Source organism: Micromonospora xinjiangensis, assembly GCF_056150165.1.
On sequence record NZ_JAXCFO010000002.1, the window covers coordinates 1,021,076 to 1,033,601 of the forward strand.

The window sequence follows — 12,526 nt, forward strand, 5'->3', positions numbered from 1 at the left end:
GGTCAACCGCATGAGCGTACTGAGCGTAGCTGCGGCGTCTGGGCCCCTGTGCCGGAGTTCCCTACCCGTCCCACGCTCGACGAATCCCCCCGGTGATCTTGTCAACACCCGCTCCGCCGTCCGCCGCCGGGGGCGGCCGGCCCGACGGGCCGCGACGCGGGCGTACGCCCTCGGGCGGGGTGATGTGGGCGAGGCGCCGCTCACCTGTCAGGATTGACGACGGCGTGCGTGCGGCCGGCCCCCCGGTCGGCGGCCGCGGGAGCATCCGCCGCCCGCGCCCTCGCCCGCCGGCTCCCAGTCGAAACCTACGGAGGTAGCCCGCACCGTGGCCCAGTTCATCTACGTCCTGGAAAAGGCGCGCAAGGCGCACGGCGACAAGGTCGTGCTGGACAACGTGACGCTGAACTTCCTGCCGGGGGCCAAGATCGGTGTGGTCGGTCCGAACGGCGCCGGTAAGTCCAGCCTCCTCAAGATCATGGCAGGGCTGGACCGGCCGAGTAACGGCGAGGCCCGGCTCATGCCCGGCTACACCGTCGGCCTGCTCGCCCAGGAGCCTCCGCTCAACGACGCCAAGACCGTCCTCGGCAACGTCGAGGAGGCGGTCGCCGAGACCAAGGCGAAGCTGGAGCGGTTCAACAAGATCGCCGAGCAGATGGCGACCGACTACTCCGACGAGCTGATGGAGGAGATGGGCCGGCTCCAGGAGGAGCTGGACAACGCCGACGCGTGGGACATCGACTCCAAGCTCGAACTGGCCATGGACGCGCTGCGCTGCCCGCCGCCGGACGCCGACGTCACCAAGCTCTCCGGCGGTGAGCGCCGCCGGGTCGCGCTCTGCAAGCTGCTGCTGGAGGCGCCCGACCTGCTGCTGCTCGACGAGCCGACCAACCACCTGGACGCGGAGAGCGTGCAGTGGCTGGAGCAGCACCTGGCCAAGTACGCCGGCACCGTACTGGCGATCACCCACGACCGCTACTTCCTCGACAACGTGGCCGGCTGGATCCTGGAGCTGGACCGGGGCCGGGCCATCGGCTACGAGGGCAACTACTCCACCTACCTGGAGAAGAAGGCCGCCCGGCTCTCCGTGGAGGGCCGGCGCGACGCCAAGATGAAGAAGCGCCTCTCCGAGGAGCTCGAGTGGGTGCGCTCCAACGCGAAGGCCCGACAGACCAAGTCGAAGGCCCGTCTCGACCGCTACGACGAGATGGCCGCCGAGGCGGAGAAGACCCGCAAGCTGGACTTCGAGGAGATCCAGATCCCGCCGGGCCCGCGCCTGGGCAACACGGTCATCGAGGCCAACAACCTCACCAAGGCCTTCGGCGACCGGGTGCTGATCGACAACCTCTCCTTCTCGCTGCCGCGCAACGGCATCGTCGGCATCATCGGCCCGAACGGCGTCGGCAAGACCACCCTGTTCAAGACCATCGTCGGGCTCGAGCAGCCGACCAGCGGCGAGGTCCGGGTCGGCGAGACCGTCTCCCTGTCGTACGTCGACCAGAACCGGCAGGGCCTGGCCGGCGACAAGACGGTCTGGGAGACCGTCTCCGACGGGCTGGACCACCTGATGGTGGGCAAGGTCGAGATGCCGTCCCGGGCGTACATCGCGGCGTTCGGCTTCAAGGGGCCGGACCAGCAGAAGCCGACCAAGGTGCTCTCCGGCGGCGAGCGGAACCGGCTCAACCTCGCGCTGACGCTGAAGATCGGCGGCAACGTGATCCTGCTCGACGAGCCGACCAACGACCTGGACGTGGAGACCCTCTCCAGCCTGGAGAACGCGCTGCTGGAGTTCCCCGGCTGCGCCGTGGTGATCTCCCACGACCGGATGTTCCTGGACCGGGTCGCGACGCACATCCTGGCCTGGGAGGGCGACGACCAGAACCCGGCGAAGTGGTTCTGGTTCGAGGGCAACTTCGAGTCGTACGAGAAGAACAAGGTCGACCGTCTCGGGGCCGAGGCCGCCCGCCCGCACCGGGTGACGTACCGCAAGCTGACCCGTGACTGAGAGCCGCCGACCGGTACCGGACCATGAGTGACCGCTTCGTCTACCACTGCACACTGCGGTGGTCCGACCTGGACGCCTACGGTCACGTCAACAACTCGCGCTTCCTCACCCTCTACGAGGAGGCGCGGGTGGCGCTGATGTTCGCCGGCGCCCGGGCGTGGGGCGTCGACTCGTTCGCCGACGGTGTGGTCATCCGCCGGCACGAGGTCGACTACCTGCGCCCGGTCGACTACTCCCTCGACCGCTCCACGGTCGAGGCCGCGCCGACCGTGCGCATCGAGCTGTGGGTGGAGGAGATCCGGGCGTCGCGCTTCACGGTGGCGTACGAGCTTTTCGACGGTGACGTGCTGGCCGGCCGGGCGCGGTCGGTGCTGGTGCCGTACGACCTGCGCCGGCAGGTGCCCCGGCGGATCACCGAGCGGGAACGGGAGTTCCTGCTCAACCACGCGCCGTCGGGCGGGTCGGTGTGACCCGCCCGGAGGCGGCGCGCGCGAGCGACCGGGGCGGGGTCGGCGGCACTGCCGAGCAGCCCGCCGGGGCGGCGCGGGGCGGCCACGGCATCCTCGGTGTGGCCGACGCCGGCGCCTTCCTGGCCCGGCTGGTCCGCCTGGACCCCGCCGCGCCGGTACGGCTACGGCCGGCCGGGTCCGGCCGGACCGCCCTCTGGGCCCGGCTGCCGTGGCAGGTGCTCGTGGTGCGGACGGTGGCCGGGTCGGGCGCCGACGACGTGTCGGTCGGAGCCGGCGAACTGCTGGCGGAGCTGGAGCGCTCGGGGCCGGGGTTGCCGCCCCGCCGCGACGCCCAGTGGCGATGGCCGTTGCCGCCGGCCGCGAGCCGGCAGGTGGAGACCATCCCCGCCGACGACCTCTGGCGGATCGCCCGGGCGGCGGCGGGCACCCTGCGCGCCGCCAGCGAGCAGGGCGTGGGTGGCCGGGCCGTGGGGCAGCGGGCGCTGCGTGACGCGCTGCTCGACCACGTGGCCGTGCTTGTCACGCCGGACGAACCGCCCGGTCCGGCGGTCGAGGTGCCGCAGCGGCTGGTGCAGGGGCTGGTCCGGATGGGCTTCCTCGGTGGCCCCGGCGAGCCCCGTGCCGCGGGTGACGTGCAGGTCCGCACGGCGGGCCGATGGGTCGGTCTGGTGGGACCGTACGGAGCGGCCTGGTTGCAGAACGGTGGGAATCTTGCGCTGACCCCCCTCACCGCTCACCCGAAAGTATGACCTCCAGTCGTACTTCTGGTTTGGGGCGGGCGTTGGGGGGATGCTTCAACCCGGCTGTCCGGGTACCGTCCATCCTCGGATCCAACGCACGGTAGGCGGCTGGATCCGCTGGGGAGTGAGGTGCGCGAGCGATGCCGTGGTGGTCATGGCGACCGGGTCCCGCCAACGGCGGCAGTCCGGAAACCCGAAGCGGGATCACAGTGGAAGGCACCGTCCGGGTGGGGCCACCGACCCCGCGCCAACCGGGAGACGACTGTAAGCCCAACGACCGGTCCGTCCTCGCCGAGATGCCGGCCACGGTGGCGCCGGTCACCCTGAGCCGGGTCTGCGACGCGCTCGACCTGCTCGACGTGCGCTACCTGGCCGACGGTGACGGCAACCTGCTGGCCATGTGGGAGCGGCACGCCGTACTGGTCACCCTGGAGGGGCCGGAGGACGAGATCCTCGTCATGCGGGCCCGTCCACACGCGACCGTGCCGCCGGACTGGGCCGACCGGGCCTACCGGGTCGTCAACGAGTGGAACCACACCCGTCGGTTCTGCAAGGCCTACATCGGAGACCCGACCGAACGCGGCCAGTTGCCGATCTACGCGGAGCTCCAGGTGCCCCTGGGCGCCGGGACGCACGACGCACTCCTGGTCGAGATGCTCGACTGCGGCGCCGCGGTGGCCACCAGCTTCGTGGACTGGCTGCACGACGAGGGCGCGCTGCTCTGAGCGCCCCCGGCGCTCCGGCTCGGACCGCCGCGTCGAGGGTCGCGCCGGGCGCCGCGCACGGGCCCGACTGGCCTGACCGTTGGCCGGTCGGTGCGGGCGCCGGCTCGGTGGACCGGCGCCGTGGGCCGGGTCAGGCCGGGTCCTCCATCACGTTGACCATGAAGAACGCGGCCCGCTCCAGGTAGTCCCAGAGCGCCGTGGCGTGCTCCGCGGGCAGGTCGAGCCGGTCCACGGCGCGACGCATGTGCCGCAGCCAGGCGTCCCGCTCGGCCACCCCGATGCGGAACGGCGCGTGCCGCATCCGCAGCCGTGGGTGCCCGCGCTGCGCCGAGTAGGTGTTCGGGCCACCCCAGTACTGGATGAGGAAGAGGGTCAGCCGATCAGCCGCCGGGCCCAGGTCCTCCTCCGGATACATCGGCCGGAGCAGCGGGTCGGTGGCGACACCGGCGTAGAACTCGTCCACGAGCTTGCGGAACGTGGGCTCGCCGCCGATCGCGTCGAAGAGGGTCGTCGACGGCCGGGAACGGTCGGATTCGCCTGCGGGGTTCACCGTTCCATCCTGCCAGGCGTCCCCACCGGCGGCGGTACCGCCGCCGCTGTGCGCCGGGTCACGGGTCAGGAGACCGCGTGCCGGGCCCGGCCGCCCTCGGCGGAGGGGCTGCCGACCGGATCGGGGGCCGCGTCGGGGCGGCCGTCGGCCGGCCCGCCTCCCGGCTGGTCGGCCGAGCCGCCCGAGGCCTTCGCGATGGCGGCGTCCACCGTCTCGCGGCTCGGCCAGCTCAGGCTGGCGACCAGCATCAGCAGGACGCCGGCGGCGCTCCACAGCCCCACCACCGACGGCAGGGAGAAGCGTTCGGCGAGCAGGCCGGTGACGAGCACCGCCAGCCCCTGGATCACCTGGACGCCGGTGGCCATCACACCGAAGGCGCGGGCGCGGAAGGTGTCCGGTAGGGCGCGGACGAAGAGGCCGTTCGCGGTCGGCAGCATGCCGGCGACCGCGAAGCCGCAGGCCGCCGCGAGCAGCGCCACCACCAGCGGTGACGGGTCCAACAGCGCGGGCACCAGGGTCAGCGGGGCGAGCACGGCCAGCGGCCGCATCAGGAACTGCCGCCGGGCCGGCCCGAAGAGGCGCCCGATCAACAGCCCACCGAGGATGAAGCCGACCGGGTTGGCGGCCATGATCACCGCCTGTGCCGCGCCCTTGTCGAGGTCGCCGCCGGCCTTCTGGTCGGCCCACGCCGCGGCCAGGCCCTCCGGCACGATCGAGAAGAGCATGGCGCTGAAGACCAGCACGGCGATGGCCCGCAGCACCGGGGTGCCGAACACGATCTGGAACCCCTCGGCCGTCTCCCGGAGCAGGTGGGTGCGGTGCGCGACGGTCAGCGCCGCCGGCCGCTCGCGCACCCCGAAGCGGACCAGGAACGCCGACGCGCCGAAGGTGGCCGCGTTGATGAGCAGCGCGGTGGTCGGGCTGATCTGGCCGATGGCGGCACCCAGCAGGTAACCGGCGACCTGCGCGGCCTGGCTGGCGCTGGCGTTGAGCGACAGCCCGAGGACCAGCCGGTCACCGGTGAGGATCTGTGCCATGAGCGCGGACTTGGCGGCCTGGCTCGGTGGGTTGGCCAGGGTGGTGAGGAAGAGCAGCGCGAGGATGACCGGCACCGGCAGACCGGGGATGGCGATGAGCAGCATCAGCGCCATCCGGATCAGGTCGCAGGCCGCCATCACGCGCCGGTAGGGGTAGCGCTCGGCGAGCGCGGCGAGCAACGGACCCCCGGTCAGCCAGGGCAGGTAGCTGACCGCGAAGGCGACGGCGGAGAGCGCGACGGACTCGGTCTCCTGGTAGACGAGCAGGGTGACGGCCGCCTTGGCGAGGTAGTCGCCGATCCAGGAGAGCGAGCCGGCCGTGAAGACGGCCCCGAACTCCCGCTGGGCGAAGACCTCGCGGAAGGTGGCCGGCCCTTCCGGAGAGGGTCGCTCGTCGGTCACCGTCGCCTCCATCGTTCCCAGGGCGGCCACTCGTGGCGGCGTCAGCCCGGGGAACCGTCGTCAGATCTGCGGATCAGCGAGGACGCAGCACGCTTCCGGCGGGAACTCGTGCCCCGGATTCTGCCCGATCGTCTGACAACTAGCTAGGGCGAACGGATAGATCGTCGCATCTCCGACTGAACGAACGGACGATACCTGAGGGGCCGCGCGGCCCGCGACCCCTCCTTCGATGGCCGGTCCGACGGGATCTCAGGTCGCGCCGCTCTGGCCGGTTTCGCCACCGGACGCCGGTGGCATGGGCCCGAGAGGGTAGAGGCGGGCGGCGGCGATCTGCGCGGTGATGCCGGAGTTCTCCAGCGCCTCGGCCAGCCGGCGGCGCAGCTCCCTACCGACCGCGAACTGGCCGTCGGCGGTCGTCTTCACCACCGTCCGGATCACCGCCCCGTCCACGGTCATCTGCTCGACGCCGAGCACCTCCGGCGCCTCGACGATCTCCGGCGCCAGATCCGGGTCCATCGCCACCGAGGCGGCGGCCGTACGCAGCACCGCCGTGGCCTCCTCGGTGCTGGCGAAGCCGATCGGCAGGTCGACCACGACCAGCGCCCAGCCCTGGCTCTTGTTGCCGACCCGGACGATCTCGCCGTTGCGGATGTACCAGAGCACGCCGCGCCCGTCCCGGACCGTGGTGACCCGCAGCCCGACGGACTCCACCACGCCCGTCGCCTCGCCCAGATCGACAGTGTCGCCGACGCCGTACTGGTCCTCTATGAGCATGAACAGGCCGGCGAGCAGGTCCTTCACCAGGCTCTGCGCGCCGAAGCCCAGCGCGACACCGGCGATGCCCGCGCTTGCCAGCAGCGGCGCCAGGTCGAAGCTGAACTCGCGCAGGACCATCAGCAGCGCTATGCCGAAGATGAACGCGGTGGTGAGGCTGCGCAGCACCGAACCGATCGCCTCCGCCCGCTGCCGCCGCCGCTCCGGGACGAACTCACCGGGCTCGGTCGCGGCGGTCGGGATCCGCTCGCGCAGCGGCCGCAGCATGGTCGGTACGCCGGCGTCGCTGGTGGTGCGGACCAGCCGGCTGATCGTGCGGTGCACCGCCCAGCGGGCGATCACCGCCAGCAGCAGGATCAGGACGACCCGTAGCGGCTTCACGAGGATCCAGTAGCTGCCCTCGGCGAGCCAGACCCAGTGGGTCGACCGCCAGACGGCGTTGCACAGCGCCTCGTTCAGGCAGTCCGGGCTGGGGCTCTCACCCGTGCCGGGAGCGGCCGCGAGGAGCGTCAGGACGGAGGCAGTCACCCTGAATTCGTACCGCAACCAGCTGAACGGACCGCTGTCGACCCACCGCCGGGTGACGCCCGTCCGATTCCCGGTCGACGTACGCGTGAACGGACGCGGGCGAAACCGGTCATCCTGCCATGGCCGGAAAATGCTTCACGAGGGACCCCGGATTAGTACGTGCAATCTGGGGTCCGATCAGGGACGATTGGCGCAACGGACGTCGGTGATCCGACCGGCGCCGACCGTGGTGGCCACGTGCCCGCTTCCGGTCGACGGCGCGCGGAGGGGGCCGCTGAACCGGGAGGGTGAGCGCGATGCCTGACATACGACCCACGGTGGGCTCCGGTGCGCTGGTCCTCAACGCCACCTACGAGCCGCTGTGTGTCGTGTCCGTGCGTCGTGCCGCGATTCTCGTCCTGTCCGCGAAGGCGGTCTGCGTCGCCGACGGCGACGGCATCCTGCACAGTGCTCGTGACGCCCTCCCCGTGCCCTCGGTGGTCCGCCTGACCCGCTACGTCCGGGTGCCCTACCGCACCCACGTCGGGCTGTCCCGCCGGGCGATCTTCGCCCGCGACAACTGGCGCTGCGCCTACTGCCGGGGCCCGGCCGAGACCATCGACCACGTCTTCCCCCGCAGCCGCGGCGGCCGGCACGCGTGGGAGAACGTGGTGGCCGCCTGTGCCCGCTGCAACCACACGAAGGGCGACAAGACCCCCGCCGAGCTGGGCTGGCGGCTGCACGCGCTGCCGGCCGCGCCGAAGGGGACGGCCTGGCGGGTGCTCGGCCACCGGGCGCCCGACCCGCGCTGGGCCGACTGGCTCGACCTCCGCGAGCCGGAGGCGGCCTGAGCGCGGCGCGCGACCGGCGCACCCGCGAGCCCGCGCTGGCCCGCGGCGGTCACCGGCGTGCCTTCACCAACGAGGCGAAGACCACCACGTTGTCGGCGTAACCGGTGTCCCCGCCGACCCAGCGCCCGCCGCAGGTGATCAGGCGCAGGTTGGGCCGGCTGAAGTCGCCGAACACCTGGTCGACCGGCAGCTCGTCCTTGCCGAACCGCTCCACCGAGTTCACCTCGAAGACCGCCACCGTGCCGTCCTCCCGGGTGACGTCCACCCGGTCCCCGGCGCGCAGGTCCTTCAGCTCGTGGAAGACGGCGGGCCCGGTCGTCGTGTCGACGTGCCCGACGATCACCGCCGGGCCGTACTGGCCGGGGGTCGGGCCCTGGTCGTACCAGCCGGCCTCCTGGGCCCGCGTGGCGTCCGGCACCCCGATGCTGCCGTCCGCGGCGATGCCCACGTTGTGCACCGGGGCGCGCAGGTCGATGCTGCCGATCGAGAGCTGCACCGGTGGGCTGGCGGGCAGCACCGGGAACTTCTTCGGCGGCGGGCGCAGCCCGGCGCTGAGCTGGTCGGGAAGGACGCTGAGCCCGGTTACCCGCTCGACCCCGAGCATCGCGACGATCAGGACCATCAGCGTGCCGATGAGGAGCACCGGCACTCCGGGGCCGGTCCCCGTACGCAACCGGCGCACCGCACCGGGCTGCCGGGGCCGGGCCGGCAGGGGCGTCATCCGAGGGTCGGTCGCGGTGACACCCGCCGCGAGCGTGTGCCGGGCGACCAGGCGCAGCCGGCGCGAGGCCCGGAGCGCGAGCCGGCCGGACGCGCGGAGCGCCGAGCGGCTGGCCGTCCGGAACCGGCCCCGATCCGGCCGCCTCCGGCGTGCGGTTGAGGGGGCCATGCTGCTCCCGGCTCAGGAACCGCCGGTCCGCCGGCGGCTGCCCGCCATACCGAGGGCCACCACGGCGCCGACCGCCGCCACCCCACCGATCACCAGCAGCGTGCCCGTGCGCCCGCCCATGGCGGTGCCGCCGCCACCGGTCGCCGGGCCCTTGGTGGGCTGGGCCATGTTCAGGACGGTCAGCGTCGTGGACGCGGTGTTGCCGTTCTGGCAGCGCAGGTTGACCGGGTAGTCCCCGGGCTCCTTGTTGCTCGGCACGGTCACCGAGCCGGTCAGGAAGCCGTTGTCGGGCCGTACGGTCACCCGGCCGAACGCGTCCGACTCGACCTGGGCCTGCCGGTTGTTGTTGTTCTCGCAGCTCGCCCGGATGTTGACGCGGCTGCCCGCCTGGACGCTGTTCGGCGTCACCTCGACGAACACGTTCTCGCCCGCTCGCGCGGGCTCCGCGCCGACCAGGACGAACGCCGCGATCAGCGCGAACGTGCCGAGCAGCCTGGCGATGACCGACGGGGCGGCAAGCACGCCACCGTCCTGTCGCAGACCCCGCATGATCCTCCCTCCCGGCACCGGTGCACCGGTCCTGCTGGGGCGACCCGCGCTGCTTTCCCCGTGGTCCGGCGGCAAACCCGGCCGGCATCCGGGGCGGCAGGGGCGGGTAGCGGGGCTGCCGGGTGGGAGGGGGTGGGCTCGCCGGAGCAGCCGGGTGGGAGGGGACGGGTTCAGCGGCGCCGGGGGGCGGCGTCCGGGCCGGCGGGCGGGGTGAGGGGCGCGATCGGCTGCCAGTCCAGCGGGGTGGACAGGACCATCGTGCTGGAGGGCTGCCCGTGCGGGGCGAGCCGGTCGATGACCCGCTCGAACGCGTCGATCGAGCCCGCCGCGACCTTCAGCATGCTGCACGCGTCCCCGGTGATCCGGTGGATCTCCAGGATCTCCGGCCAGCCCGCGACCTCCGGGTTGTAGAGGATGCAGCGGGAGCCGTAGCAGGACATCCGGATCAGGGCCACGACGCTGCGTCCGGCCCGGCTCAGGTCGACGTGGGCGTGGTAGCCGGTGATCACCCCCGACTCCTCCAGCCGGCGGACCCGCTCGGCGACCGCCGGGGGCGAGAGGTGCACCCGGCGGGAGAGTTCGCTGAAGGAGAGGCGGGCGTCGGCCTGCAGCTCCCGCAGCAGCGCCCAGTCCATGTCGTCCATGAGCAGACCTTACTTTCCTTAACCGGAGGCGCCCTCACACCTTCCGGGTGGCAGCTCGACGGCGGCCAACCCCGTTGATTGGGCATTCCGATCGGCGAACGACAAGCGAGATCATGTCGAGAAGCCGGCTCGAAGGAGACGAAGGTGGAGCAGACGGAGCTGCGGGGCCCCTCGCTGGCCACGGCGGTACGCCCCGTCACGCCGCAGCAGCGTGCGGCCAAGGCGGCACAGACGGGTGGGAACCCGACCCTGGAGTTCGCCGGTGAGGTGCCCTACGACGTGTACACCCGCGCCAGCACCCTGCACCGGCTGCAACAGCCGCTCAGCGACGACCCCGGCGAGATGTCGTTCCTCATGGTCAGCCAGATCATGGAGCTCTACTTCGGGCTGACCCGCTACGAGCTGCGGGAGGCCCAGCGGCTGATCCGCCGCGACGAGGTGTGGGAGTCACTGGCCCCGCTGCGCCGGGCGGGAATGCACCTGGAGGCGCTGAACGCCGCCTGGCGCGGCCTGCGCTGGATGTCGCCGGCCGACTTCAACCGGTTCCGCAACCTCCTCGGCGAGGCGTCCGGCTTCCAGTCGGCCATGTACCGGCAGCTGGAGTTCCTTCTCGGCCTCCGCGACCCGGCCCTGATCCGGCCGTTCCGCCGGCACGCCGACGTGTACGCCGAGCTGCGCCAGACCCTCGCGGCGCCGAGCCTCTGGGACGACGTGGTCGCCCTGCTCGCCCGCCGCGGCTTCGACCTCCCCGCCGACCTGCTGGACCGGGACGTGGCGGTCGAGCACGAGGCGCATCCGCGGGTCGAGGCGGCCTGGGTGGAGATCTACGCCGACAGCGGCCCGGACAACCACCTCCGGCTGCTCGGCGAGGCGCTCACCGAGGTCGCCGAACAGTTCGGCGAGTGGCGCTGGCAGCATGTCAAGGCGGTGCAGCGGACGATGGGCGCGAAGGTCGGCAGCGGCGGTTCCGCCGGCCTGGCCTGGTTGCAGCGCAGCATGGCCCGGGTGGTCTTCCCCGAGCTGTGGTCGGCCCGCACCAGCATGTGATCCCGGAAGCGAGACACCCCTCATGAACGCCCCGCACCCCGACCCGTCCCGACCCGCCACCCCGGAGGACGAGGCACGCCGGCTCGACGAGGCCGACCCCGGCCACCGGCATCTGTTCCACGTGCCACCGGCCGACGGCGGCCGCTACCCGCAGGCCGCGTACCTCGCGGGCAACTCGCTCGGCCTGCAACCCCGGGCCACCCGCGACGAACTCCTCGCCGACCTGGACGCCTGGAGCCGCCTCGGAGTCGAGGGGCACCTGGAGGCCGAGCGGCCCTGGCTGCCGTACCACGAGCTGCTCACCGCGCCGGCCGCGCGACTGGTCGGCGCCCTCCCGGCGGAGACCGTGGTGATGAACTCGCTCACGGTCAACCTGCACCTGCTGATGGTGAGCTTCTACCGCCCGGCCGGTCGGCGGACCCGCATCGTCATCGAGGACAGCGCCTTCCCCTCGGACAGCTACGCCGTGCGCAGTCAGGCCCGCTTCCACGGCCTCGACCCGGACGAGACGGTGGTCCGGTTGCGGCCCCGCCCGGGTGAGGACACGCTGCGCACCGAGGACGTGACGGCCTACCTCGCGGCCGAGGGCGACCGGGTGGCGTTGGTGCTGCTCGGCGGCGTCAACTACCTCACCGGCGAGCTGCTCGACATCCCGGCCGTCACCGCGGCCGGCCGGGCGGCCGGCGCCGTCGTGGGCTGGGACCTCGCGCACGCCGTCGGCAACGTGCCGCTGGCCCTGCACGAGTGGGGGGTCGACTTCGCCGCCTGGTGCTCGTACAAGTACCTCAACTCGGGGCCGGGTGCCCTGGCGGGCGCGTTCGTCCACGAGCGGCATCTCGGCGACCCGACGCTGCCGCGGTTCGAGGGCTGGTGGAGCACCGAGGCCACCACCCGGTTCGAGATGACGCCGGTGTCCCGGCCTCCGGCCACCGTGGAGGCGTGGCAGATCTCCAACCCGCCGATCTTCTCGATGGGGCCGGTCCGCACCTCGCTGGAGCTGTTCGACTCGGTCGGCATGCCCGCGCTGCGCGAGCGGAGCCTGCGGCTGACCGGGTACCTGGAGCGGCTGCTCGACGAGGTGACCGCCGACCGGCCGCTCACCGTGGTCACCCCGCGCGACCCCCAGCGGCGCGGCTGCCAACTCTCGCTCCGCATCGGCTCGGGCAGCGCCGCGGAACTCGCGAAGCGCCTGCGCCACGAGCACGGGGTGATCGCCGACGCCCGGGAACCGGACATCGTCCGCTTCGCGCCGGTGCCCCTCTACTCCACGTACCACGACTGCTGGCGCGTCGCCGAGGCGCTCGCCGCGACGGTGCCGGCGGTGCGCTCGTGAGCGCGG

Annotated in this window: 13 protein-coding genes; 7 read left to right on the forward strand and 6 right to left on the reverse strand. The window is 72.6% G+C overall.

The features are described 5' to 3' along the window. Positions 1-325 precede the first annotated feature (325 nt). The 4 genes from ettA to SM573_RS11600 all read left to right on the forward strand — a co-directional run bounded on the left by ettA (position 326) and on the right by SM573_RS11600 (position 3,937). Complete coding sequence (gene ettA, locus SM573_RS11585) at positions 326-2,002, forward strand: energy-dependent translational throttle protein EttA (protein WP_474614262.1); 1,677 nt, start codon at positions 326-328, stop codon at positions 2,000-2,002. Between the two features lie 23 nt (positions 2,003-2,025). Next, on the forward strand, positions 2,026-2,472 hold the full coding sequence (locus SM573_RS11590; protein WP_474614261.1) for an acyl-CoA thioesterase: 447 nt from the start codon (positions 2,026-2,028) through the stop codon (positions 2,470-2,472). Next, positions 2,469-3,221, forward strand: coding sequence for a DUF8185 domain-containing protein (locus tag SM573_RS11595; protein WP_474616028.1), 753 nt, complete (start codon positions 2,469-2,471; stop codon positions 3,219-3,221). Before SM573_RS11590 ends, SM573_RS11595 begins: the two co-directional genes overlap by 4 nt. A gap of 131 nt (positions 3,222-3,352) precedes the next feature. Continuing rightward, the gene (locus SM573_RS11600; RefSeq protein ID WP_474614259.1) at positions 3,353-3,937 is read left to right on the forward strand and encodes a type III secretion system chaperone family protein; all 585 of its coding nucleotides are present in this window, start codon (positions 3,353-3,355) and stop codon (positions 3,935-3,937) included. A 130-nt stretch (positions 3,938-4,067) separates the two neighbouring features. Here SM573_RS11600 and SM573_RS11605 read toward each other — a convergent pair whose 3' ends face one another. The 3 genes from SM573_RS11605 to SM573_RS11615 form a co-directional block, all read right to left on the reverse strand. Then, a complete protein-coding gene (locus SM573_RS11605) occupies positions 4,068-4,487 on the reverse strand; it encodes a globin (protein ID WP_474614258.1) in 420 nt (139 codons plus the stop codon). Between the two features lie 65 nt (positions 4,488-4,552). Beyond that, positions 4,553-5,938, reverse strand: a complete 1,386-nt coding sequence (locus tag SM573_RS11610; protein ID WP_474614257.1) for an MFS transporter — start codon at positions 5,936-5,938, stop codon at positions 4,553-4,555. Positions 5,939-6,175: 237 nt separating this feature from the next. Next, the gene (locus SM573_RS11615) at positions 6,176-7,228 is read right to left on the reverse strand and encodes a mechanosensitive ion channel family protein (protein WP_474614256.1); all 1,053 of its coding nucleotides are present in this window, start codon (positions 7,226-7,228) and stop codon (positions 6,176-6,178) included. Between the two features lie 296 nt (positions 7,229-7,524). Here SM573_RS11615 and SM573_RS11620 point away from each other — a divergent pair, with 296 nt between their 5' ends. Next, the gene (locus tag SM573_RS11620) at positions 7,525-8,058 is read left to right on the forward strand and encodes an HNH endonuclease (RefSeq protein WP_474614255.1); all 534 of its coding nucleotides are present in this window, start codon (positions 7,525-7,527) and stop codon (positions 8,056-8,058) included. 49 nt (positions 8,059-8,107) lie between these two features. On the opposite strand, the gene SM573_RS11625 is transcribed toward SM573_RS11620, so the two are convergent. The 3 genes from SM573_RS11625 to SM573_RS11635 form a co-directional block, all read right to left on the reverse strand. Continuing rightward, a complete protein-coding gene (locus tag SM573_RS11625) occupies positions 8,108-8,947 on the reverse strand; it encodes a class F sortase (protein WP_474614254.1) in 840 nt (279 codons plus the stop codon). A gap of 12 nt (positions 8,948-8,959) precedes the next feature. Further along, positions 8,960-9,496, reverse strand: a complete 537-nt coding sequence (locus tag SM573_RS11630) for a hypothetical protein (RefSeq protein WP_474616029.1) — start codon at positions 9,494-9,496, stop codon at positions 8,960-8,962. A 170-nt stretch (positions 9,497-9,666) separates the two neighbouring features. Continuing rightward, positions 9,667-10,140 (reverse strand): Lrp/AsnC family transcriptional regulator, encoded by a 474-nt coding sequence (locus SM573_RS11635; RefSeq protein WP_474614252.1) that lies wholly within the window; start codon positions 10,138-10,140, stop codon positions 9,667-9,669. A gap of 144 nt (positions 10,141-10,284) precedes the next feature. Here SM573_RS11635 and SM573_RS11640 point away from each other — a divergent pair, with 144 nt between their 5' ends. Both SM573_RS11640 and kynU read left to right on the forward strand, forming a co-directional pair. Beyond that, the gene (locus tag SM573_RS11640) at positions 10,285-11,187 is read left to right on the forward strand and encodes a tryptophan 2,3-dioxygenase (protein ID WP_474616030.1); all 903 of its coding nucleotides are present in this window, start codon (positions 10,285-10,287) and stop codon (positions 11,185-11,187) included. Positions 11,188-11,209: 22 nt separating this feature from the next. After that, positions 11,210-12,520 (forward strand): kynureninase, encoded by a 1,311-nt coding sequence (gene kynU, locus SM573_RS11645; RefSeq protein WP_474614250.1) that lies wholly within the window; start codon positions 11,210-11,212, stop codon positions 12,518-12,520. The last annotated feature ends 6 nt before the right edge of the window (positions 12,521-12,526 follow it).

Coding starts and splice junctions, on each gene's coding strand:
- SM573_RS11620 (WP_474614255.1), top strand. CDS start 7,525: ATGCCTGACATACGACCCACGGTGGGCTCCGGTGCGCTGGTCCTCAAC.
- SM573_RS11635 (WP_474614252.1), bottom strand. CDS start 10,140: ATGGACGACATGGACTGGGCGCTGCTGCGGGAGCTGCAGGCCGACGCC.
- SM573_RS11625 (WP_474614254.1), bottom strand. CDS start 8,947: ATGGCCCCCTCAACCGCACGCCGGAGGCGGCCGGATCGGGGCCGGTTC.
- kynU (WP_474614250.1), top strand. CDS start 11,210: ATGAACGCCCCGCACCCCGACCCGTCCCGACCCGCCACCCCGGAGGAC.
- SM573_RS11600 (WP_474614259.1), top strand. CDS start 3,353: ATGCCGTGGTGGTCATGGCGACCGGGTCCCGCCAACGGCGGCAGTCCG.
- SM573_RS11590 (WP_474614261.1), top strand. CDS start 2,026: ATGAGTGACCGCTTCGTCTACCACTGCACACTGCGGTGGTCCGACCTG.
- SM573_RS11610 (WP_474614257.1), bottom strand. CDS start 5,938: ATGGAGGCGACGGTGACCGACGAGCGACCCTCTCCGGAAGGGCCGGCC.
- SM573_RS11630 (WP_474616029.1), bottom strand. CDS start 9,496: ATGCGGGGTCTGCGACAGGACGGTGGCGTGCTTGCCGCCCCGTCGGTC.